The sequence below is a fragment of the Kitasatospora sp. NPDC051984 genome (genome assembly GCF_044593455.1).
GTDB lineage: Bacteria > Actinomycetota > Actinomycetes > Streptomycetales > Streptomycetaceae > Kitasatospora.
Genome location: NZ_JBIUCB010000004.1, coordinates 35,574 through 57,962, shown reverse-complemented (window position 1 = coordinate 57,962; position 22,389 = coordinate 35,574). Strand labels below are relative to the sequence as shown.

Sequence of the window (22,389 nt, the reverse complement as noted above, 5' to 3'; positions counted from 1 at the left end):
CGCCGGGCGGATTGCCCGGTGACGCGGCCCTGATTTTGTCGGAAGTGCTCAGGCCGTCGTAGCGGCCTTCACGGAGTCCACCCGAGCGTCGTCCGCCTCGGCGAGGTCGGCGCCGCGGGTCTCCCGGCCGCACAGCACGGCGAGGACGGTGATCGCGGCGGCGATCGCCACGTACACGGCGATCGGGGTGGCGCTGTCGTAGTCCTTGAGCAGCGCGGTGGCGATCAGCGGGGCGGGGGCGCCGGCCGCGACGGAGGAGAACTGGGCGCCGATGGACGCGCCGGAGTAGCGGGTGCGGGTGGCGAACAGTTCGGCGAAGAACGCGGCCTGCGGGGCGTACATCATGCTGTGGAAGAACAGGCCGACGGTGATGGCGGTGACCAGCGAGGTGAAGTTCTTCGTGTCGACCATGCCGAAGAACACGAAGGCCCAGATGCCGACGCCGACCGCGCCGACCAGGTAGACCGGCTTGCGGCCGACCCGGTCGGAGAGCGCACCGAACAGCGGGATCAGCGCGAACTGGATCGCCGAGCCGATCAGTACGGCGTTCAGCGCGGTCTGCTTGGGCAGGTGGGCGTGGCCGACGGCGTACGCCAGGACGAAGGTGGTCATCACGTAGTACGAGATGTTCTCGGCCATTCGGGCGCCCATCGCGACCAGCACGTCCCGCCAGTGATCGCGCAGCACCGCCACCAGCGGCGGCTTCTCCTTCTCGGCGCGCTGCTCGGCGGCCGCCAGCGCCGCCTTGAACAGCGGCGACTCGTCCACCGCCAGCCGGATCCACAGGCCCACCATCACCAGCACCGCCGACAGAAGGAACGGCACCCGCCAGCCCCAGGCCAGGAACGCCGCGTCCGACTGGACGGACGTCATCACCGACAGCACGCCGGCCGCCAGCAGGTTGCCCGCCGGCGCGCCGCCCTGCGGCCAGGACGCCCAGAAGCCGCGCCGCTTCTGGTCGCCGTGCTCGGAGACCAGCAGCACCGCCCCGCCCCACTCGCCGCCCAGCGCGAAGCCCTGCACCAGCCGCAGCACCGTCAACAGCACCGGCGCCGCCACGCCGATCTGGTTGTACGTCGGCAGACAGCCGATCAGGGTGGTCGCGCCGCCCATCAGCAGCAGGGACAGCACCAGCAGCTTCTTGCGGCCTATTCGGTCGCCGAAGTGCCCGAACACCAGCGCGCCCAGCGGCCGGGCGGCGAACCCGATCGCGTAGGTGAGGAAGGACAGCAGAGTGCCCGTCAGCGGATCCGACTTCGGGAAGAACACGTGCCCGAAGACCAGCGCCGCCGCCGATCCGTACAAGAAGTAGTCGTACCACTCGATCGTGGTGCCGATCAGCGAGGCGGCGACCACCCGGGGCAGGGAGGCGGGTCTCGCGACGTCGGGAGAGGCAGCCATCAGTGATGTCCCCTTGCAGGAGGTGGGGGTGAGGGAGAGTCAGGACCCTATCGGCCCGTTCCGGCCGGACTCAGTGCGCGGTCCAGCCGCCGTCCACCGGCAGGCTCGCGCCGGTGATGTAGGAGGCGTTCGGCGTGCACAGCCACACCGCCAGCTGCGCCACCTCCTCCGGTTCGATCAGTCGCTTCACGGCGGTGCGGTCGAGCATGATCTGCTCCACCACCTCGTCCTCGGGGATGCCGTGCGCCAGCGCCTGCGCGGCGATCTGCTTCTCCACCAGCGCGGTGCGCACGTACGCCGGGTTGATGCAGTTGCTGGTCACCCCGTACGGGGCGCCCTCCAGCGCGACCGTCTTGCTCAGGCCCTCCAGCCCGTGCTTGGCCGTCACGTAGGCCGACTTGAAGGCGCTGGCGCGCAGGCCGTGCACCGAGGAGATGTTGACCACCCGGCCCCACTCGCGCTCGTACATGTGCGGCAGGGTGCGGCGCAGGATCCGGAACGGGGCCTCCACCATGACCCGCTGGATCAGCGTGAACCGCTCCATCGGGAACTCGTGCACCGGCGCGACGTGCTGCAGGCCGGCGTTGTTGACCACGATGTCCGCGTCGGCGGGCAGCGCGTCCACCGCCTCCGGGTCCGACAGGTCGGTCACGTGCGCGACCCCGCCGATCCGCTCCGCCAGCTCCTCGGCGGGCGCGGCGGCCAGGTCGACGACGTACACGCGCGCGCCGGCCGCGGCGAACGCCTCCGCGCAAGCCTTGCCGATGCCGGAGGCGGCGCCGGTGACCAGCGCGGTGCGGCCGAGCAGCGGGGGCTGGGGGAGGGGGGCAGAAGTGGTGTCCATGGCCGAGAACGGTAGGAATCCGCGGCCCCCGCAACGATGTGGGCGAGCACCACAGCATCCCCGCCCTGCATGGTGGCATGCGCTATGCCGTCCGAACGCGGGCAACGGCCCTCGAACTCAAACACGCGGCACCCGGGCTTCCTCAGAACGGGCGGGCCTGGTTCACCCGTTCGGAGGATCGATGGGCCGAATCCACCCATAGCGCCCCAATGCTCGCTACATTCGCGCCGATTCCCGATCAGGGGGCGCTGTCCCGGGCAGGAGGGGCCGGAACGGTGCCTGAGAGGTGTGGACTGCTATGCCCCAACGGCCAGTAATCGACAGCCCGGCGTACCGACCGCTCGACCCGCTCGACCCGCGTCAAACCGGAGCGGCCGAGACCCCTTCGCGCGCCGCCGAGCCGGCCGACGCAGCGTCGGGCGGGCGCGCCCAGAACCCCCAACTCGCGGCACTCATCGAGGAGTCCGGCTTCTCGCACGCCGGCCTCGCCCGCCGGGTCGACCAACTCGGCCTGGAACACGGCCTCGACCTGCGGTACGACAAGACCTCCGTGACGCGCTGGCTGCGCGGCCAGCAGCCGCGCGGCGCCACCCCGGCGCTGATCGCCGAGGTCTTCACCCGCCGCCTCGGCCGCCGCCTCACCGCCCAGGACGTCGGCCTGGACGCCTGCGCCCCGGTCTACGCCGGGCTGGAGTTCGCCGAGACCCCGCAGGAGGCCGTCGACATCGTCGCCTCCATGTGGCGCAAGGACAACGGCCCCTACGCCGAACTGCGCAAGATCGCCTTCACCCCCGCCGGACTGGTCGTCCCCAGCCGCGACTGGCTGATCGGCCGCACCGACGAACGCGTCGCCAGAGACGGCACCACCCTCAGCGCCGAGGAACTGCGCACACCCCCGCCGGGCCCCCGCGTCCCCCAGCAGGGCGCCCGCCGCCCCACCGGCGGCACGCTCGAACCCGCCGCCGCAGACCCCCGCGAGGCCCGTCCCCCCGTCCGGGTCGGCCGCGGCGACATCGCCGCCATCCGCGCCGTCGGAGACCTCTTCCGGGCCCTCGACCACGCCTACGGCGGCGGCCACGCCCGGCAGGCGCTGGTCCGCTACCTGGAGAGCGAGGCCGAACCCATGCTCCGCGGCCGCTACGGCGAACAGATCGGCCGCGCCCTGTTCGGCGCCGTCGCCGACCTGACCAGGCTGGCCGGCTGGACGTCCTTCGACATCGCCGCGCACGGCCTCGCCCAGCGCTACTTCGTCCAGGCCCTGCGCCTCTCCCAGGCGGCCGGAGACCGGATCCTCGGCGGCTTCGTCCTGACCACCATGAGCCAACAGGCCGTCCACCTCGGCCACGCCCGGGAAGCCATCCAGCTCGCCCGGGTCGCCCAACAGGGCGTCGGCACCACCGCCGCACCCGTCGTCCAGGCCCTGATGCACGCCGCCGAGGCCCGCGGCCACGCCCTGGCCGGCGACGTCCGGGCCTGCACCACCGCCCTGGTCCGCTGCGAACGGGCCCTCGCCACCGCCCGCAGCGGCGACGACGTCCCGTCCTGGGCCCGCTACTTCGACGACGCCCAGCTCGCCGACGAGTTCGCCCACTGCTACCGCGACCTCCAGCAGTGGCGCCCCGCCGCCCAGCACGCCGAAAAGTCCCTGCGCCTGCGCGCCCCCGCCTACGCCCGCAGCCGCATCCTCTGCCGCCTCGTCCTCGCCTCCGCCCGCCTCGGCATGGGAGACGTCGACGAATCCTGCTCCATGGCCACCGACAGCCTCCGCGCCGCCGGCGAAATGCGCTCCGCCCGCACCGTCGAGTACCTCCGCGACTTCCACCGCCGCCTCGCCCCGTACCGCACTACGCCTGCGGCGCGCGCCTTCGAGGAGGCAACCCGGCAGGCGGGAGTGATCTAGGGTCCCGCAGGGGCCAGGGGGACGAGCCATCAGGGGCCCGGGGAACGGCGGGGCCAAGTCTGCTGGTGATCAGCGGGGCGAGAAGGGTTCCGCCGTTTCTGGTTCCCGTCTCTGACCGGTAGCAGTCATGGCCGCACCGCTCTCCCCGACCACCCTCGACTCGGCGTCGCAGTTCCCCGAGCCCCTGATTACGCTGCCGCCTCCACCACCGAGGGTTCCGCCCGTACCCCCAGGTCGCGCAGCACCGCGCCCGCGGCCCGCCGGCCAGAGGCAAGTGCGCCCTGGATGGTCCCGGTGTCCCGGTGGTCGCCGCACACGTAGAGGCCGGCCAGGAGCCGGACTGGGCGGCGGAAGTGGTGCGGCGGGGGCATCGAGACCACCGCGTCGGGGACGTGGCGGACGGTCAGGAACTCCCAGCCGGCGGTGGAGGTGCCGTACAGCTCGGCCAGTCGCCGCCGCACCACCGGCTCGTCGCCGGACGGGCCGCCGGAGTCGAAGGCGCGGCGGCCGAGGACGGTGGTGGCGATCAGGGCCCGGCCGTCGGGGGCGTAGGACGGGTCGGCGTCGCTGAGGACCAGTGAGTGGGAGATGCCGGTGCGTTCGGCGTCCAACAGCAGCAGTGGTTCGCCCAGCGGCGAGCGGTTGGCGGCGTGGTAGTAGGTGGTGACGGGGTGGAACCCGGGCTGCCGCAGGCCGGGGAGGAGCGTGGTGGCGGTCGCGGCGTCGGTGGCGACGATCACCGCGCGGGCCCGGATCCGCCCGTGCGAGGCGGTCTCCACGCCGTCCGTGCCGACCGAGGTGACGGTGACGCCGGTACGCAGGGTGCCCTCCGGGAGCCTCGCCGCCAACTCGGTGGCGACGGCACCGATCCCGGCGGCGGGGACGCACAGCCGGCCGCGGGCGTAGGCGCGGAGCACCAGGTCGGCGACCCGGCTGGAGGTGCCGAGTGCCGGGTCGGAGAGCAGCGCGGCGAGCAGCGGCCGCAGGAAGCCGTCCACGGTGCGGCCGGGCAGGCCGCGGTCGGCCAGCGCCCGGGCGGCGGTGGTCTCGTGACGGGTCAGCAGCCGGGGGGTGGGGGTGGCGGCGAGCCGGGCGAGTGCGCCGGCCAGCCGGGCCCGGTCCAGTGGGGTGCCGAGCGGGCTGCGGGTGGCGGCCTGCCGGGCGGGGGTGAGCTGGGGGTCGCCGACCCGGTAGGTGCGGCCGCTGCTGTGCATCAGGACGCCGGGGGCGAGCGGGCGCAGGTCCAGCCGGTCGACGTCCAGGTGGCGGCCGAGTTCGGGGAACGCGGTGTTCAGCAGGTGGCCGCCGAGGTCGAGGCGGAAGCCGTCGAGTTCCCGGGTGGCCGTGCGGCCGCCGACGCGTTCGGTGGCCTCCAGGACCTGGACGTGCAGGCCCTGGGCGGTGAGCGCGGTGGCGGCGGTCAGCCCGGCGACGCCGGCGCCGACCACGATCGCGTCGGGGTCGGTGGCGTGGACACGGCTGATGAAGTCATGTGCGGGCACGAGTGGGTGCTCCCTCCCTGGCGGAGCCCTCCGCTGCCGCCGCGCGCGGCAGCGCCCGCGAGTGAGCGGGTGGGTGCCGGGGCGGGCAGCGGGGAGCGAGGACAACTTGGTCCGTCGAAGGTGATGCCCCGTCACCCGGCCACCCAGACCGCCGGTCGCCACCCAATCGGTTCGTACCACTGGCGGGGGAGACACGGTGGGGCGGCTCCGTCACCCACCGTGCCCCAAACGGGGCGCGCGAGGCGGGAGTGGGCGCGCACGGTCACCGTTCACGCCCCACGCGCCGTCCCTGTGCACCCGTGCGCCCCCTCGACGCTCCGTCAGTGCCCGGGCCGCCCGAGCGCCGCCGCCACGATCGACGCCAGATCCGGGTGACGGAACTCGAACCTCGCCTCCACCAGGGCTTTCGGTACCACCCGGTGACTGCCGACCACCTCGACCGCCATCTCCCCGAGCACTGCGCGCAGTGTCCACTCCGGCACCGCGAACACCGCGGGTCGCCCCAGTTGCCTGGCCAGCTCTGCGGTCAGCTCACCGTTGGTGACGGGATCGGGCCCGGCAAGGTTGACAGGGCCGCTGATGTCCTGGTGGTCGATCAGGAAACGGAGCGCGGCCACCTCGTCGGCCAGCGAGATCAGGCTCCAGTACTGCTTGCCGTTGCCGAGCCGACCGCCCAGGCCGAGTTTGAACAGCGGCAGCAGCCGGGCCCCCGCGCCGCCCTTCGGGTCGAGCACCAGCCCGGTGCGCGGGTGCACCACCCGGATCCCGGCCGCCGCAGCGGGCTGCGCGGCCCGCTCCCACTCCTGGCACACCTCGGACAGGAAGTCGCTGCCGCTGGGCGCCTGTTCGTCGATCAGCTGGTCCCCGGTCTGCCCGTACCAGCCGACCGCGGAGGCGCTGACCAGCACCTTCGGCGGGGTCTTCAGCCGGGCCAGCGCGGCGGCCAGCGTCTCGGTGCCGAGCACCCGGCTGTCCCGGATCTCCCGCCGGTAGGCGTCCGACCAGCGCCGGTCCCCGACGCCCGCCCCGGCCAGGTGCACCACCGCGTCGACGCCCTCCAGCGCGGCGTCGTCGATCTGCATCAGGAGCGGGTTCCACCCCACCCCGACCGTCCCGTCCGGCTGCGGGCCGGTGCGCGAACGCCGCCGCACCAGCCGCAGCACCTCGTGCCCGTCCCCGACCAAGGAGCCCACCAGCGCGGACCCGATCAACCCCGTGGAACCTGTCACCGCGATACGCATACCGGCCATCCTCGCAGCCCTTACCGGCCCGCCCGGGCAGCCGGGCCGCCCGTCCACGAGCGGGGCGACAATTCCCGGCAGGATCCGCAGGTGAGCGCCTAGCATGGCCGCCATGCCATCGACCAATCCGATCATCCGACCCGCTGCGGAGCAGGACGAGCAGGCGATCCGCGCCCTCGACCACGCCACCTGGTCCACGCTCAGCGAGGTCGCCCCGAAGGGCGCCGCCGACGCGCCGGTCTTCGACCAGCAGCACCCGCCCGAGCAGTACCTGCTCGCCGAACTCGACGGCCACATCGTCGGCTACATCCGTCAGTTGCAGGAGATCCCGCTGGCCTCCAGCGCCCACGTCCGCCAGATCCAGGGCCTGGCGGTGCACCCGGAGGCCCGCGGCCGGGGCATCGGCGACGCCCTGATCACCGCCGCCTGCGACGCCGCCCGCACCGCAGGCGCCCGCCGGATGACCCTGCGGGTGCTCAGCCACAACGCGCCCGCCCGCCGCCTGTACGAGCGCAACGGCTTCCAGGTGCTCGGCGTGCTGCCCGAGCACTTCCTGCTGGACGGCGCCTACGTGGACGACGTCTGGATGGGCCGCGCCCTGCACTGACCGCACGGAGCCGGTGGCGGCCCCGCACCCGGACGGCCGCCACCCGCCCCGCCCAACGGGCCGTCACCCGTCCCGCACCCGGACGGCCGCCACCCGCCCCGCCCAACGGGCCGTCACCCGTCCCGCACCCGGACGGCCGCCACCTGCTCGCCCAACAGGCCGTCAGTCCCCGTACAGCTCCCACAGCCGCGGGTAACGGGCCGCCATCGCCGCCTTGTCCGCGAAGTCGAACGGGACGCCCTGCGGCGCGGGTGGCTGACGCACCCCCAGGTCCGGCAGCGGCAGCCCGGTCAGCCGCTCGTACGCCTCGTCGGCGGCGTACCCGAGCTCCTCCGCGTCGCCGTCCTCCTCGTCGTCGAAGTCCGGTAGCAGGCCCGCGAGTTGGTCCGGCTCGTGCACCCCGCCCTCGAACACCTCCCGGCCCTGGCCGATCAGCCAGCAACGGAAGTAGTCGAAGCTGTCCTCGGAGGCCCCGCCCAGCAGCAGGTGCGCGGCGCCCCACAGCTCAACCGTGTACGCCCGCTGGAACCGCGCCTCGAACTGCCGGGCGAAGTCCAGCACATCGTCCGGGGTCAGCCCCATCAGCCGCTCCACCAGGGACTGCGCCTGCTCGTCCGGGTCACCCCCGGCCGCGTCCCGGGAGTCGTCGATCAGCTGCCAGAATGCCGTCTCGTCCATCACCGCTCCAGCATCCACAATCCGCACCGCGCCCGCACCCGATCGCACCGCTGACGGCACAGCCCGACAAGTGCCCGGACACGCCGAAGCCCCGCACCGTCCGGGGACGGTGCGGGGCTTCCGGACGAAACCGGGGATCCCTTACAGGCCGAGCTCGACCTCGAACTCGCTGGCCTCCAGGATCTCCTTGACCGCGACCAGGTAGCGGGCGGCGTCCGCGCCGTCCACCAGGCGGTGGTCGTAGGAGAGCGACAGGTAGGTCATGTCGCGGATGCCGATGGCGGTGCCGCCGTCGGCCTCGATCACCACGGGGCGCTTCACGGTCGCGCCGATGCCCAGGATGGCGGCCTGGTTCGGCGGAACGATGACGGTGTCGAACAGCGCACCGCGCGAACCGGTGTTGGAGATGGTGAAGGTCGCACCGGACAGCTCGTCCGGGGTGATCTTGTTGCCGCGGACCTTCGACGCCAGCTCCGCGGTCTTCTTCGAGATACCGGCGATGTTCAGGTCGCCCGCACCCTTGATGACCGGGGTCATCAGACCCTTCTCGGAGTCCACCGCGATACCGATGTTCTCGGTGTCGAAGTAGGTGATGGTGCCCTCGGCCTCGTTGATCCGGGCGTTGATGCCCGCGTGGGCCTTCAGCGCCTGGGCGGCGGCCTTCACGAAGAACGGCATCGGGGACAGCTTCACGCCCTCGCGGGCCAGGAAGGAGTCCTTCGCCTTCGCGCGCAGCGACATGATCTTGGTGACGTCCACCTCGACCACGCTGGTCAGCTGCGCCTGCTCGTGCAGGGCCTTCATCATGTTGTCGCCGATGACCTTGCGCATGCGCGTCATCTTGACGGTCTGGCCACGCAGCGCGGACGGCGCGGCGGCGGCCTTCGCCGGGGCAGCGGCGGCAGCGGGGGCGGCGGCGACCGGAGCCGGCGCGGCCTTCGCGGCCTCGGCGGCGGCGATCACGTCCTGCTTGCGGATACGGCCACCGACGCCGGTACCGGCGACCGAGGCCAGCGCGACACCGTGCTCGGCGGCGAGCTTGCGCACCAGCGGGGTGACGTAGGCGTCACCGGCGTCCGCGACCGGAGCGGCAGCGGCCGGGGCGGCGGCAACCGGAGCCGGAGCGGCGACCGGAGCGGCCGGAGCCGCGACCGGGGCCGGGGCAGCCGGGGCGGCGGGCGCGACCGGCGCGGGGACCGGGGCAGCGACCGGAGCCGGAGCAGCAGCCACCGGAGCCGGAGCGGCCGGAGCAGCGGGAGCGGCCGGGGCCGGAGCGGCGGCCGGGGCCGGGGCAGCGGCGACCGCACCCGCGGCGCCGATCAGCGCCAGCTGGGCGCCGACCTCGGCGGTCTCGTCCTCGCCGACCAGGATCTTCACCAGGGTGCCCGCCACGGGGGAGGGGATCTCGGTGTCGACCTTGTCGGTGGAGACCTCGAGCAGCGGCTCGTCGACCTCGACGGTGTCACCCTCGGCCTTCAGCCAGCGGGTGACGGTGCCCTCGGTGACCGACTCGCCCAGCGCGGGCAGCACCACCGGGGTGGCGTCGGCGGCCGGAGCGGTGGCAACCGGAGCGGCGGCCGGGGCCTCGGCGACCGGCGCGGGAGCCGCGGGGGCCTCCGCCACCGGAGCGGCCGGAGCGGCCGGAGCGGCCTCGGCAACCGGCGCGGCCGGGGCCTCGGCGGCGGCCGGGGCCGGAGCGGCAGCCGGGGCGCCGGAGCCGTCGTCGATGACCGCCAGCTCGGCGCCCACCTCGACGGTCTCGTCCTCGCCGACCTTGATCGCGGCCAGGATGCCGGAGGCCGGCGCCGGGATCTCGGTGTCGACCTTGTCGGTGGAGACCTCGAGCAGCGGCTCGTCCATCTCCACGCGCTCACCCTCGGCCTTCAGCCAGCGGGTGACGGTGCCTTCGGTCACGCTCTCGCCCAGCGCGGGCAGTGTTACTGAGACCGCCATGGTTCCAGCGACTCCTATCAAGTCTTGCGTTCAGGAATGAAGGGGGACGGGGGCGCGATCAGTCGTGCGCGTGCAGCGGCTTGCCGGCCAGCGCGAGGTGGGCCTCGCCCAGGGCCTCGGACTGGCTCGGGTGCGCGTGGATCAGCTGCGCGACCTCGGCGGGCAGGGCCTCCCAGTTGTAGATCAGCTGGGCTTCGCCGACCTGCTCGCCCATGCGGGCGCCGACCATGTGGACACCCACGACGGCGCCGTCCTTGACCTGGACCAGCTTGATCTCGCCAGCGGTCTTGAGGATCTTGCTCTTGCCGTTGCCCGCCAGGTTGTACTTGAGGGTGACGACCTTCTCCTTGCCGTACTGCTCGACGGCCTTGGCCTCGGTCAGGCCGACGGAGGCGACCTCCGGGTTGGAGTACGTCACCCGCGGGATGCCGTCGTAGTCGATCGGGACGACCTTGAGGCCGGCGATCCGCTCGGCCACCAGGATGCCCTCGGCGAAACCGACGTGGGCCAGCTGCAGGGTCGGGACCAGGTCGCCGACGGCGGAGATGGTTGGCACGTTGGTGCGCAGGTACTCGTCGACCAGGACGTAGCCGCGGTCCATCGCGACGCCCTGCTCCTCGTAGCCCAGGCCGGTCGAGACCGGGCCGCGGCCGATGGCGACGAGCAGCACGTCGGCCTCGATGGTCTTGCCGTTCTCGGTGGAGACCTTGACGCCCTCGGCGGTGTACTCCACGCCGGAGAAGCGGGACTTCAGCTCGAACTTGATGCCGCGCTTGCGGAACGCGCGCTCCAGCAGCTTGGAGGAGTTCTCGTCCTCCAGCGGCACCAGGTGCGGCAGGCCCTCGACGATGGTGACGTCGACGCCGAAGGACTTCCAGACCGAGGCGAACTCGCAGCCGATGACGCCGCCGCCGAGGATGATCGCCGACTTCGGGATGTAGTCCAGCTTCAGCGCGTGGTCGGACGAGATGATCCGGTCGCCGTCGATGTCCAGGCCCGGGATCGAGCGCGGCACGGAGCCGGTGGCGAGGACGATGTGGCGGCCCTCGATGCGCTGGCCGTTGACGTCCACCGAGGTCTGCGAGGACAGCCGGCCCTCGCCCTGGATGAAGGTGACCTTGCGGGAGGCGACCAGGCCCTGCAGGCCCTTGTACAGGCCGGCGACGACGTCGTCCTTGTACTTGTGGACGCCCTTGATGTCGATGCCCTGGAAGGTGGCCAGGACGCCGAAGTCGGCGGCCTCGCGGGTCTCGTCGGCGACCTCGGCGGCGTGCAGCAGCGCCTTGGTCGGGATGCAGCCGCGGTGCAGGCAGGTGCCGCCCAGCTCACCCTTCTCGATCAGCGCGACGCTCAGGCCCAGCTGAGCGCCGCGGAGGGCCGCGGCGTAGCCGCCGCTTCCGCCTCCGAGAATGACTACGTCGAAAACGGTGCTGGCGTCGTTCGCCACGTCACGTCCTCCATGCAAAAGGTGCGGATCGCCGGGCCGGTCGCGGTCCGGTGGGTGAGAGCCCTTGTAAGGGCGCCCAGTCGTGCCGGAAATACATCTTTGCACTTGTTGGCGGCGGGTGGCGTCGGAGGGTGCCCCGGCCCGGGCCCGGTGCGGCGCGCGGAGCGGTGGGGTGACCTGCTCTCGGAGGTATCGTCCCAGCTCACGGCCGTGAAATCGGCAATCGGAGGTAGTCCGTTCGGGGGGCTTCGCCGTAGCAGTTCCGCTCTGCGGAATCAAGTTTCGCCGGAGGCGAACAGTCGGCCGGGTTGGCGCGGCTGCTACTGGCTGGTAATGCACGTGGGGCCCGGCACCATCGGTGCCGGGCCCCACGCGTCGATCAACGGGTCACTTGCCCGCGGCGGTGTCCTCCGCGAAGCGGACCAGGGTGCGCACCGCGCTGGCGGTGCCGCCCTTCGGGGTGTAGCCGGACGCGGCACCCTCGTTGAACGCCGGGCCGGCGATGTCCAGGTGCGCCCAGTCGATGCCCTCGGCGACGAACTCCTTCAGGAACAGACCGGCCACCAGGCCGCCGCCCATCCGCTCGCCCATGTTCGCCAGGTCCGCGACGGTCGACTCGACCATGCCCTTGCGCAGGTCGGCCGGCAGCGGCATCGGCCAGGAGGCCTCGCCCACCGCGCCCGCGGTCTCGTGCAGCTTGGTGCGCAGCTCGTCGTCGTTGGCCATCACACCGAAGGTGCGGCTGCCCAGCGCCACCATCATGGCGCCGGTCAGGGTCGCCACGTCGATGATCACGTCGGGCTGCTCCTCGCCGGCCCGGACGATCGCGTCGGCCAGCACCAGGCGGCCCTCGGCGTCGGTGTTCAGCACCTCGACGGTCTTGCCGCCGTACATCCGCAGCACGTCGCCGGGGCGGGTCGCGGTGCCGGACGGCATGTTCTCCGCCAGCGCCAGCCACGCCGTCACGTTGACCTGCAGACCCAGGCGCTTGGCGGCGACCACGGCGGCGAACACCGCGGCGGCACCGGCCATGTCGCACTTCATGGTCTCGTTGTGACCGGCCGGCTTCAGCGAGATGCCGCCCGAGTCGTAGGTGATGCCCTTGCCGACGAACGCCAGCGAGGCCTGCGCCTTCGGGTGGGTGTAGGCCACCTTCACCAGCCGCGGCGGGTTGGCCGAGCCGGTGCCGACGCCGAGGATGCCGCCGAAGCCGCCCTTGGTCAGCGCCTTCTCGTCCAGCACCTCGACCTTCAGGCCGTGCTCCTTGCCGGCCGCCTGGGCGATCGCGGCGAAGGACTTCGGGTTCAGGTCGTTCGGGGCGGTGTTGACCAGGTCACGGGCCCGGTTCATCTCCTCGCCGAGCGCCGTGGCGCGCTCGACGGCGGCCTTGGCGTCCTTCGAGCCCTTGCGGTCGGCCAGCACGACCAGCTCGGCGACGGGGGCCTTCGCCACCTCGGCCTTGTAGGTGCCGAACGCGTACGAGCCGAGCAGGGCGCCCAGCGCGACCGCCTCGACGTCCTCGGCGGAGGCGGCCGGCAGCGCCAGCGCGACCTTCTTCGAACCGGCCAGGGTGCGGGCGGCCGTACCGGCGGCCTTGCGCAGCTCCTCGGCGCCGAACGCGCCGTCGGCGGCGTCGCCCAGGCCGACGGTCAGCACCAGCGGCGCCTTCAGCCCGGCCGGAGCGGCAAGCTTGACCGCCTCACCCTCGGCACCGGTGGCGCCCAGGGTGGTGAGGACCTCGGCCAGCTTGCCCTCGAACGCCTCGACGACCGCCTCGGCGCCGGCTGCCACGATCAGGCCCTTGGGGCCCTTCGCGACACCGATCACCAGGGCATCCGCGCGCAGGCTCGCGGCGGAGGAGGTGCTCACAGACAGTGCAGTCACGACAAATGCGTCCTGTTCTTTCGCGGTCCACGGCCGGTGACGGCTCCATTGCCGACCGGCAAACCCAGGCAGACTCCGCGGCAAAACGGGGCATGGGGCCAGGGTGCTCACCGCATGGTAGTCCGCATATTGGGATCTCGCCGCCCCGCCTACCCCCGTGCACGAACCGCCGCAACTCGTGACGGTGCGTGAGTTCCCGCGCGGACGCGCCGTCATGTCAGCGCGAGTGCCACCAGCGCCGCCGTCGCCGAGGTCTCCACCAGCGCCCCCAGCACGTCACCCGTCACCCCGCCGAAGCGCCGCACACACCGCCGCAACAGGCCCGCCGCGACCACCGATCCGAGCAGCACGGCCACCCCGCACTGCCACCGCACCGCCGCCGCCGCACCCGCCACCAGCAGCGTCACCACGACCGCCGACACCGGACGCACCGTGCCGGCCACCATCGCCCCCAGCCCCCTGGGCCGGGCGGTCGGAACCGACCGCAGACACCCCCACGCCAGCGCGACCCGCCCCGCCGTCGCCGCGACGGCGGCGGCGAGCGCCCCGCGCCACAGCGAGACCCCGAACTGGCCTGCCAGCACAGCAACTTGAGCGAACATCAGCAGCACCAGCGTCAGCACGCCGAACGGGCCGATGTCCGACTGCTTCATGATCCGCAACGCGTCCTCGGCAGACTTGCCACTGCCCAGCCCGTCCGCGACATCCGCGACCCCGTCCAGATGGAGCCCCCGCGTCACCACCGCCCCGACAGCCACCACCGCGACCGCCCCCGACAACGCCCCGCCCCGCCACGCGACCAGCGCCCCCACCGCGCCCGCCAACACCCCGACCACAACCCCGACCACCGGCGCCACCACCATGGCCACCCCGCCGGCCGCCCGGTCCCACCGGTGCACCCGCACCCGAAACACCGTCAACGTCCCGAACGCGAACCTGAGCCCGTCAACTGCCCCCACACGCCCCACCGAGGGACTCTCTGCGCGCTCGGCCCCCGGCTGCGCGTTCTCGTTGCTCACCAGCCAGGCCCTCTCACGTGCAAGTTCTCATCGGCGAAGGGCTCTTCGACGGCTCTCTCCCGCTTCGCGCAGTTCTCCCCCAGCCCTGGCGGGCCGGGAGGTACCCCCACGCGCTTCTCGCACCCGCCCGCGCTAGTACCGGCCCAACAGCTCCGCCGCCGTAGGCAGCTTCGCCGGTGCCCGCGGCGGCAGCGGCTTCGCGCTCGGGACGGCCGTCGGCTCGGCGAGGGTGTCGGTCGCGGCCTGCAGGAGCGGTAGCGCCAGCACCGCGGAGATGCCCTCGCCCATGGTGACGCCGGTGTCCTGGAGCGGGGTCAGGGTGAGGCGGTCGTACGCCTTGGCCTGGGCGGGCTCGCCCGTGAGCGCGGCGGCCTGCCACCACTCGGGGGCGCGGAAGGCGATCCGCTGCGCGACCAGCGCGCAGGCCGCGGTGACCACCCCGTCGAGGACGACGGGGAGCTTGCGGACGGCGGCCTGCAGCAGGAATCCGGTGATCGCCGCGAAGTCCGCGCCGCCGGTCGCGGCGAGCAGCGCGAGCTGGTCGCCGAGTACGGGGCGGGCCCGGCGCAGCGCGTCGCGGATGGTGGCGCACTTGACCATCCAGACCCGGTCGTCGATGCCGGAGCCGCGGCCGGTGACGGCGGCGGCGTCGGTGCCGCAGAGGGCGCCGATCAGGACGGCGGCGACGGTGGTGGAGCCGACGCCGAGGTCGCCGAGCAGGACCAGGTCGGTTCCGGCGTCGGCCTCTTCGTCGGCGACGGCCATGCCGGCCCGGAAGGCCCGGGTGGCTTCGTCGGGGCTGAGCGCGTTCTCGACGTCGATCCGGCCGGAGCCGCGCCGGACGCGGTGGCGGACGACCTCTTCGGGGAACTCGGCGGGGTCGGCGTCCACCGCGATGTCGACCACCCGGATGTCCGCGCCGTAGCGGCGGGCCAGTACGGCGACCGGCGCGGTGCCGTCGAGCACGGCGCGGACCCGGTCGGCGGTGCCGCCGCGGGCGTCGAGGGTGGAGATGCCGAGCGAGGCGACGCCGTGGTCGGCGGCGAACAGCAGGACCCGGCTGTTGCGCAGCGGGCGGGTCGGTGCCTCGCCCTGCGCGGACGCCAGCCAGGCCGCCAGCTCCTGGAGCCGGCCCAGGCCGCCGCGCGGCACGGCCAACTGCTGCCAGCGCTCCTCGGCGCCGCGCCGCGCACTCTCGTCAGGCCGTTCGACGAGCGAGGAGAAAGTGTCGAGATCCACGGTGGTGTCCATCGCTCGGCAATCTACACGGCCACCGCTTTGATGGTCAGCACCTGTCCGGCGACCACCAGCAGCACCTGCTCGGAGGCGTCGGCGACGGCCATGTTGAGCCGTCCGAGGGTGTCTCGGAAGCGCCGCCCGGAGGCCGTGGCGGGGACGACGCCCATGCCGACCTCGTTGGAGACCGCGACGACGGTTCGCCGGGTGGCGGCCCAGGCCGCGGCCAGTGCCGCGCAGCGCGTTTCGACGGCCTCCCGGCCGCCGGCCGTCCACCGTTCGTCGTCCCAGGCGTCGTGCTCGTCCATCACGGCGGTCAGCCACAGCGCCAGGCAGTCGATCAGTACCGGTGCGGGGTCGGTGTCGTCGGCGAGCACGGCTTCCAGCTCGCAGGTCTCCGCGGTGCGCCAGCCGTCGGGCCGGCGGGAGCGGTGCAGTTCGACGCGGTGTGCCCAGTCGGTGTCGCCGTCGCGGGTGCCGGAGGTGGCGACGTACAGGACGTCGGGATGCGGGGCGAGCAGCTGTTCGGCGTGGGTGGACTTGCCGGAGCGGGCGCCGCCGAGCAGCAGGGTGCGGGGGAGTGCCATGCGATCATCCTGCCGGACGGCGCATGCCCGTATCCCAGCTGGGCACGCTACTGTCGCAACCCTTCAGCAGCAGCGTTGACCCGGAGGAGCCCGGCATGGTGTGGACCTGGCGGTACGAGAAGAGCGACGGCGCCGTGGTGGCCCAGGACGGCGCCGAGGAGTTCTCCAGCCAGGGCGACGCGGAGACCTGGATCGGCGAGGAGTGGAAGACGCTGCTGGACGACGGCGTCGACCGGGTGGTGCTGGTCGAGGACGGCCGCGACATCTACCCGATGAGCCTGCACGAGGGCTGACGCCCGTCGCGCTACTTGGCGCCGACCACGTGCAGCAGCGCCGCGACGTGCCGGTACGGGTCCTGCTTGCCGGCCCGTTCCTCGGCGTCGAGCAGCTGGCCGAGCTGGCGGCCGTCCACCGGGGCGGCCTCGTCCGGCATGGTGTCGGTGAACACCCGCACCCCGTACCAGTGGCGGACGGGGACGGCGAACTCGGCGAGCGTGGTGGAGAGTTCGGCGAGCCGGTCGGCGCGGGCGGGCAGGCCGAGGCGGTTGGTGTAGCGGGTGCTGTCGAAGGCTTCCTGGCAGGCCCGCCAGTCGCCGGTCAGCCCGGCCCGCATGGCCAGCGCGTCGCCGTTGCGGACCAGCAGGGAGAGCAGCCCGCCGGGGGCCAGGATGCGGGCCACCGAGGCGAGCATCGGGTCGGGGTCGGGCAGGTACATCAGGGTGCCGTGGCAGAGCACCAGGTCGAAGCTGCGCGGTCCGAACCAGCGGCCGACCTGGTGGCCGTCCCCGGTGAGCAGCTGGACCCGGTCGCGGACCTCGGGCGGTTCGGCGGCCAGCGCCTCGTGGACGACGGCGAGCATCTCCGGGTCCGGGTCGATGCCGGTGACGAAGTGCCCGGCGCGGGCCAGGCGCAGCGCCTGGGTGCCCTCGGCGCAGCCGACGTCCAGCACTCGCAGCGCGGTGCCGCGGGTGAGCTGTTCGGCGAGCTGACGGGTCACCAGTTCCTGGCGGACCAGGTTGTGCAGTCCGCCGTGCCGCTCCAGCCATTCGCCGGCCCCGCTGTGGTACGGCCCGCCGCGGGCGGGCAGCCGGCCGTGCCGGCCGCGCGGCAGCCCGTGCTGGGCGGGGATGCCCGGCGTGCCGAAGGCCCCGACCGGCTGCTGCGCCGGCGGGGCCCAGTACGGCGGAACCGCTTCCGCGGTCAGGGCCGCTCGCCCCGCTTGACCATGGGCTTGGGCAGCCGCAGGCGGCGCATCTGCAGGGTGCGCATCAGGCCGTACATCACGGCGCCGCGGGTGTTGTCGTTCGGGAAGCGCTCGGCGAGGCCCTTGCGCAGCGTGAAGCCGAGCCGGACGAAGTCGAGGATGACCACCACGAAGAAGATCATGAACAGCAGCGTGGACATCAGCTGCAGGGACTGCACCTTGGTGATGCTGAGCACCAGCACCACGACGGCGTACGGCAGGAAGAACTCGGCCGCGGCCCAGCGGGAGTCCACGAAGTCGCGGACGTAGCGCCGCACCGGGCCCTTGTCACGGGCCGGCAGGGCGCGCTCATCACCCTCGAGCAGCGCGGTGCGCTGCTTCTCGCGCTCGGCGCGCATCCGCTCGCGGGCCTGGCGGGCGGCCTCCTTGCGGTCCTTGGGAACGGAGACCCGGGTCTTCCGGTGGGCCTCGGCCTCACTGCGCTTGGGCGTGGGCCGGCCCTTCGGGGCCTGCGGGTCGCGGGGCAGCCGCTCTTCCTCCTTCGTCAGCGTGACGGACGAGGAGGCGGCGGAGTCATCGGAGCGGCGTCGAAACACACTCCCAGCGTACGGGTTGACCGGCCGCTTTCCGGCCCGGCCCCGGATGCGAACCGATATCGATCGTGAGGACGATGCCGAACGGCCGCTCGCTGTAGCAGCATTGTTGCTGGCTGGTGGACTGCGCCGGGGACCCCGTCGCGCATACACTCGACCTGTCACGAGACGCAAACCCAGGCCCGAAGAAGGGGGCTATCGAGGCCCATGAGCGACGGAATCATGAAGCGTATGGGGCTGATCTTCCGCTCCAAGGCGAACAAGGCCTTGGACCGGGCGGAGGACCCGCGCGAAACGCTCGACTACTCCTACCAGAAGCAGCTGGAACTGCTGCAGAAGGTGCGCAGGGGCGTCGCCGACGTGGCCACCTCCCGCAAGCGCCTGGAGCTCCAGCTGACGCAGCTGCAGCAGCAGTCCTCCAAGTACGAGGACCAGGGCCGCAAGGCGCTGTCCCTCGGCCGTGAGGACCTGGCGCGCGAGGCGCTCAGCCGCAAGGCCAACCTGCAGTCCCAGATCACCGACCTGGAGACGCAGTACCAGGCCCTGCAGGCCGAGGAGGAGAAGCTCACGCTCGCCTCCCAGCGCCTCCAGGCCAAGGTGGACGCCTTCCGCACCAAGAAGGAGACCATCAAGGCCACCTACACCGCCGCCCAGGCGCAGACCCGGATCGCCGAGTCCTTCTCCGGCATCTCGGAGGAGATGGGCGACGTCGGCCTGGCGATCCAGCGGGCCGAGGACAAGACCGCGCAGATGCAGGCCCGCGCGGGCGCGATCGACGAGCTGCTGGCCTCCGGCGCGCTCGACGACGCCAGCGGCCTCGGCCGCAAGGACGACATCGAGGCCGAGCTGGAGCGGGTGGCCGGCGGCAGCGACGTCGAGCTGGAGCTGGCCCGGATGAAGGCCGAGCTGACGGGCGGCACCCCCGCCTCGCAGCCGCAGGCGATCGAGCAGGGGAAGAACGACACCCCGCCGCCGCCCACCATCAACTACCGCAAGTAAGCCCGCGAGCAGGGGAGACGCACCAGCATGATCATGCGGGTCTTGGGTGAGGGGCAGTTCGAGGTCGCGGAGGGCGACCTGAACCGGCTGAACCAGCTGGACGACGATCTGCTTCAGGCCGTCGAGGCGGGCGACGAGGAGGCCTTCAAGGCCGCTCTCGGCAGCCTGCTGGCGGCCGTCCGGGAGGTCGGTACGCCGGTGCCGGCGGAGTCGTTGGAGCCGTCGGACCTGATCCTGCCGGACGCCGAGGCGTCCCTGGAGCAGGTTCGCGAGCTGCTGCGCGCCGAGGGTGACGGTCTGATCCCGGGCATCCCGGAGTAGTTCGGGCGCCGTTCGTGACGAGAGGGCGGGCACCCCCCAGGGGGTGCCCGCCCTCTCGCGTGCCCGAAGCCGGCTTGCGGCGAACCGTTACGGCAGGGCCAGCATGCGGTCCAGCGCGGCCTTGGCGTACTTCTCGGTCTCCGCGTCCACCGTGATCACGTTCGGGACCCGGCCCTCGGCGAGCGACTCCAGCGCCCACACCAGGTGCGGCAGGTCGATCCGGTTCATGGTGGAGCAGAAGCACACGGTGCGGTCGAGGAAGACGACCTCCTTGTCCGGGTGCGCCTTGGCCAGGCGGCGGACCAGGTTCAGCTCGGTGCCGATGGCCCACTTGGAGCCGGGCTCGGCGGCGTCCAGCGCCTTGATGATGTACTCGGTCGAGCCGACCTGGTCGGCGGCGGTGACCACCTCGTGCCGGCACTCGGGGTGCACCAGGACGTTGACGCCGGGGATCCGCTCGCGGACCTCGTTGACCGAGTCCAGGTTGAACCGGCCGTGCACCGAGCAGTGGCCGCGCCACAGGATCATCTTCGCGTCCCGCAGCTGCTCGGCGGTCAGGCCGCCGTTCGGCTTGTGCGGGTTGTAGAGGACGCAGTCCTCCAGCGCGAAGCCCATCTCCAGCACCGCGGTGTTGCGGCCCAGGTGCTGGTCCGGCAGGAACAGCACCTTCTCTCCCTGCTCGAACGCCCACTCCAGCGCCCGCTTGGCGTTGGAGGAGGTGCAGATGGTGCCGCCGTGCTTGCCGGTGAAGGCCTTGATGTCGGCGGAGGAGTTCATGTACGAGACCGGGACGGTGACGTCCGCGATGCCCGCGTCGGTGAGCACGTCCCAGCACTCGGCAACCTGCTCGGCGGTGGCCATGTCGGCCATCGAGCAGCCTGCGGCGAGGTCCGGCAGCACGACCTGCTGGCGCTCGGAGGTGAGGATGTCGGCGGACTCGGCCATGAAGTGCACGCCGCAGAAGACGATGTACTCGGCCTCCGGGCGGGCCGCGGCGTCCCGGGCCAGCTTGAAGGAGTCGCCGGTGACGTCGGCGAACTCGATGACCTCGTCGCGCTGGTAGTGGTGGCCCAGGATGAAGACCCGGTCGCCCAGCTTCTCCTTGGCGGCGCGGGCGCGCGCCACCAGGTCCGGGTCGGAGGCGGCGGGCAGATCGCCGGGGCACTCCACGCCGCGCTCGCTGTTCGGGTCGGCCTCCCGGCCGAGCAGCAGCAGGGCGAGCGGCGAGGCGGTGGGGTCGACGCCGTAGGTCTCGGTGGTGGTGGTCACGGGCGGCTGCCCTCCTGATGCGGCCGGATCGTTCCCGAACACAGCCTTCTCGTCTATCTGACGCTATCTATGATAACCGGTTCTCGTCAGCCTGACGATGGCCATTCTGTCGATGTGACGAGAACCGCTCACCGGGATGGATGCTTCCCGCGCGAGAACCTGCCGTGCCCCCGGTTGGCTGGACCCATGAAGGCAATCGCGATCAACCGCTACGGCGGCCCCGACGTGGTCGAGTACACCGAACTCCCGGACCCCAAGGTCGGCCCCGACTCGGTACTCGTCCGCACCCGCGCGGTCGGCGTCAACCCCGTCGACTGGAAGATCCGCGAAGGGCACCTCGACGGCATCCTCGACGTGTGCTTCCCGCTGATCATGGGCTTCGACCTGGCCGGCGTGGTGCAGGCGGTCGGCGGGGCCGTCACCGAGTTCCGGCCCGGGGACGAGGTGATCGGCTACGTCCGCAAGGACGTCATCGGCTACGGCACCTACGCCGAACTCGTCGCCGCGCCCGTCCGCACGCTGGCCCGCAAACCCGCCGCGCTCGGCTGGGCCGAGGCCGGCGGCCTGCCCACCGCCGGGCTCACCGCGCAACAGGCGCTGGTGAACGCACTGCGGCTGCGCCGCGGCGAGAGCGTGCTGATCCACGCCGCGGCGGGCGGCGTCGGCTCGCTCGCCGTCCAGATCGCCACCGCCCTCGGGGCCCGGGTGATCGGCACCGCCGGGCCGCACAACCACACGTACCTGCGCGGCCTCGGCGCCGAACCCGTCGAGTACGGCCAGGGCCTGGCCGAACGCGTCCGCGCCCTCGCCCCCGACGGGGTGGACGCGGTGCTCGACCTGGTCGGCGGCGACGCCCTCGACGTCTCCACCGCCCTGGTCAAGGACCCGGCCCGGATCGCCTCCACCGTCGACTACCGGGTCACCGGGCTCGGCGGCCACTACATCTGGACCCGCCCCGACCCCCACGACCTCGCCGCCGTCGCCCGGCTTGCCGACGACGGGCTGCTCACCGTCCCGGTCGCCTCCACCTTCCCGCTCGGCCAGGCCGCCTCCGCCCAGGCCCTCAACGCGGAAGGGCGCACCCGCGGCAAGATCGTTCTGCTGGTGGACTGAACGGACACCCGGCGTCGGCGAGAATGGGCCCGCAGAGTCCGCCCCTGTGCGGGGGCCGCGGCTCGACCCACCCTCACACCCGTACCACCCGTGGAGCCCCGCCATGAGCACCCACCGGCCGCCCGACCTCGGCCAGGCGGGTTTCGACGACACCGACCGCCTGCTGCTGGAGCACCTCAGCCGCGACGGCCGCGCCTCCTACGCCGAGATCGGGCTGCTCACCAACCTGTCCGCCACCGCCGTCCGCCGCCGCATCGACCGGCTGCGGGCGCGCGGCGTGGTCCGCGGCTTCACCGTGGTGCTCGACCCCGCGCTGCTCGGCTGGGGCACCGAGGCGTTCGTCGAGGTCTACTGCCGGGCCCGCACCTCGCCCGAGGAACTGCTCGCCTCGCTGCGCCAGTTCCCCGAGGTCGCCGCCGCCTGGACGGTCACCGGCGACCCCGACGCCCTGGTCCACCTGCGGGCCGCCGACACCCGCCACCTGGAAGCCGTCATCGAACGCATCCGCAAGGAGCCCGGCGTCCAGCGCAGCCGTTCCTCGGTCGTGCTCTCCCAGTTGATCTGACGCAGGAATCCTGCGCGGCCCCCCTC

20 protein-coding genes and 1 pseudogene are annotated in these 22,389 nt (G+C 72.8%); 7 read left to right on the top strand and 14 right to left on the bottom strand.

Annotated features, from left to right (window positions below):
• Positions 1–48: 48 nt before the first annotated feature.
• Both ACIHEI_RS09530 and ACIHEI_RS09525 read right to left on the bottom strand, forming a co-directional pair.
• A complete protein-coding gene (locus ACIHEI_RS09530; RefSeq protein WP_387861199.1) occupies positions 49–1,401 on the bottom strand; it encodes an MFS transporter in 1,353 nt (450 codons plus the stop codon).
• 70 nt (positions 1,402–1,471) lie between these two features.
• Positions 1,472–2,245 (bottom strand): 3-hydroxybutyrate dehydrogenase, encoded by a 774-nt coding sequence (locus tag ACIHEI_RS09525; RefSeq protein WP_392947933.1) that lies wholly within the window; start codon positions 2,243–2,245, stop codon positions 1,472–1,474.
• Positions 2,246–2,543: 298 nt separating this feature from the next.
• On the opposite strand from ACIHEI_RS09525, the gene ACIHEI_RS09520 reads away from it, so the two are divergent.
• A complete protein-coding gene (locus ACIHEI_RS09520; RefSeq protein WP_387643576.1) occupies positions 2,544–4,145 on the top strand; it encodes a regulator in 1,602 nt (533 codons plus the stop codon).
• A gap of 188 nt (positions 4,146–4,333) precedes the next feature.
• Here the strand turns inward: ACIHEI_RS09520 and ACIHEI_RS09515 are convergent, their stop codons facing one another.
• Complete coding sequence (locus ACIHEI_RS09515; RefSeq protein ID WP_396606217.1) at positions 4,334–5,647, bottom strand: NAD(P)/FAD-dependent oxidoreductase; 1,314 nt, start codon at positions 5,645–5,647, stop codon at positions 4,334–4,336.
• 320 nt (positions 5,648–5,967) lie between these two features.
• On the bottom strand, positions 5,968–6,897 hold the full coding sequence (locus tag ACIHEI_RS09510; RefSeq protein WP_396606216.1) for a TIGR01777 family oxidoreductase: 930 nt from the start codon (positions 6,895–6,897) through the stop codon (positions 5,968–5,970).
• Between the two features lie 94 nt (positions 6,898–6,991).
• Between ACIHEI_RS09510 and ACIHEI_RS09505 the strand changes: the two genes are divergently transcribed.
• Positions 6,992–7,495, top strand: coding sequence for a GNAT family N-acetyltransferase (locus tag ACIHEI_RS09505; protein WP_392947938.1), 504 nt, complete (start codon positions 6,992–6,994; stop codon positions 7,493–7,495).
• 162 nt (positions 7,496–7,657) lie between these two features.
• Here ACIHEI_RS09505 and ACIHEI_RS09500 read toward each other — a convergent pair whose 3' ends face one another.
• The 7 genes and pseudogenes from ACIHEI_RS09500 to cobU all read right to left on the bottom strand — a co-directional run.
• Positions 7,658–8,173: a DUF4240 domain-containing protein gene (locus ACIHEI_RS09500; protein WP_392947941.1), complete on the bottom strand. Its 516-nt coding sequence runs from the start codon at positions 8,171–8,173 to the stop codon at positions 7,658–7,660.
• 141 nt (positions 8,174–8,314) lie between these two features.
• Positions 8,315–10,126, bottom strand: coding sequence for a 2-oxoglutarate dehydrogenase, E2 component, dihydrolipoamide succinyltransferase (gene sucB, locus ACIHEI_RS09495; protein WP_396606215.1), 1,812 nt, complete (start codon positions 10,124–10,126; stop codon positions 8,315–8,317).
• 58 nt (positions 10,127–10,184) lie between these two features.
• Entirely contained in the window at positions 10,185–11,573 is a 1,389-nt protein-coding gene (gene lpdA / locus ACIHEI_RS09490) for a dihydrolipoyl dehydrogenase (protein ID WP_387643588.1), read from the bottom strand.
• A gap of 387 nt (positions 11,574–11,960) precedes the next feature.
• A complete protein-coding gene (locus ACIHEI_RS09485) occupies positions 11,961–13,457 on the bottom strand; it encodes a leucyl aminopeptidase (RefSeq protein WP_396606214.1) in 1,497 nt (498 codons plus the stop codon).
• 212 nt (positions 13,458–13,669) lie between these two features.
• Positions 13,670–14,425, bottom strand: coding sequence for an adenosylcobinamide-GDP ribazoletransferase (locus tag ACIHEI_RS09480; protein ID WP_396606213.1), 756 nt, complete (start codon positions 14,423–14,425; stop codon positions 13,670–13,672).
• A gap of 183 nt (positions 14,426–14,608) precedes the next feature.
• The gene (locus ACIHEI_RS09475) at positions 14,609–15,727 is read right to left on the bottom strand and encodes a nicotinate-nucleotide--dimethylbenzimidazole phosphoribosyltransferase (protein WP_396606212.1); all 1,119 of its coding nucleotides are present in this window, start codon (positions 15,725–15,727) and stop codon (positions 14,609–14,611) included.
• Between the two features lie 11 nt (positions 15,728–15,738).
• A pseudogene (cobU, locus tag ACIHEI_RS09470) lies at positions 15,739–16,287 on the bottom strand (bifunctional adenosylcobinamide kinase/adenosylcobinamide-phosphate guanylyltransferase); the annotation flags it as partial.
• Positions 16,288–16,394: 107 nt separating this feature from the next.
• On the opposite strand from cobU, the gene ACIHEI_RS09465 reads away from it, so the two are divergent.
• Complete coding sequence (locus tag ACIHEI_RS09465; protein WP_387643594.1) at positions 16,395–16,592, top strand: hypothetical protein; 198 nt, start codon at positions 16,395–16,397, stop codon at positions 16,590–16,592.
• Positions 16,593–16,603: 11 nt separating this feature from the next.
• Here ACIHEI_RS09465 and ACIHEI_RS09460 read toward each other — a convergent pair whose 3' ends face one another.
• Positions 16,604–17,296: a class I SAM-dependent methyltransferase gene (locus tag ACIHEI_RS09460; protein WP_387643597.1), complete on the bottom strand. Its 693-nt coding sequence runs from the start codon at positions 17,294–17,296 to the stop codon at positions 16,604–16,606.
• Positions 17,297–17,499: 203 nt separating this feature from the next.
• On the bottom strand, positions 17,500–18,099 hold the full coding sequence (locus ACIHEI_RS09455; protein WP_387861189.1) for a DUF3043 domain-containing protein: 600 nt from the start codon (positions 18,097–18,099) through the stop codon (positions 17,500–17,502).
• A gap of 204 nt (positions 18,100–18,303) precedes the next feature.
• Between ACIHEI_RS09455 and ACIHEI_RS09450 the strand changes: the two genes are divergently transcribed.
• Positions 18,304–19,095 carry a PspA/IM30 family protein gene (locus ACIHEI_RS09450; RefSeq protein ID WP_392947949.1) on the top strand — a complete coding sequence of 264 codons (792 nt, stop codon included), beginning with the start codon at positions 18,304–18,306 and terminating at the stop codon, positions 19,093–19,095.
• 27 nt (positions 19,096–19,122) lie between these two features.
• Entirely contained in the window at positions 19,123–19,416 is a 294-nt protein-coding gene (locus ACIHEI_RS09445) for a hypothetical protein (protein WP_387643605.1), read from the top strand.
• Positions 19,417–19,503: 87 nt separating this feature from the next.
• Here the strand turns inward: ACIHEI_RS09445 and nadA are convergent, their stop codons facing one another.
• A complete protein-coding gene (gene nadA, locus ACIHEI_RS09440; RefSeq protein WP_387643608.1) occupies positions 19,504–20,685 on the bottom strand; it encodes a quinolinate synthase NadA in 1,182 nt (393 codons plus the stop codon).
• Positions 20,686–20,871: 186 nt separating this feature from the next.
• Between nadA and ACIHEI_RS09435 the strand changes: the two genes are divergently transcribed.
• Both ACIHEI_RS09435 and ACIHEI_RS09430 read left to right on the top strand, forming a co-directional pair.
• The gene (locus tag ACIHEI_RS09435) at positions 20,872–21,798 is read left to right on the top strand and encodes an NADP-dependent oxidoreductase (RefSeq protein WP_396606211.1); all 927 of its coding nucleotides are present in this window, start codon (positions 20,872–20,874) and stop codon (positions 21,796–21,798) included.
• A 103-nt stretch (positions 21,799–21,901) separates the two neighbouring features.
• Positions 21,902–22,363, top strand: a complete 462-nt coding sequence (locus tag ACIHEI_RS09430) for an Lrp/AsnC family transcriptional regulator (RefSeq protein WP_387643612.1) — start codon at positions 21,902–21,904, stop codon at positions 22,361–22,363.
• Positions 22,364–22,389: the final 26 nt, after the last annotated feature.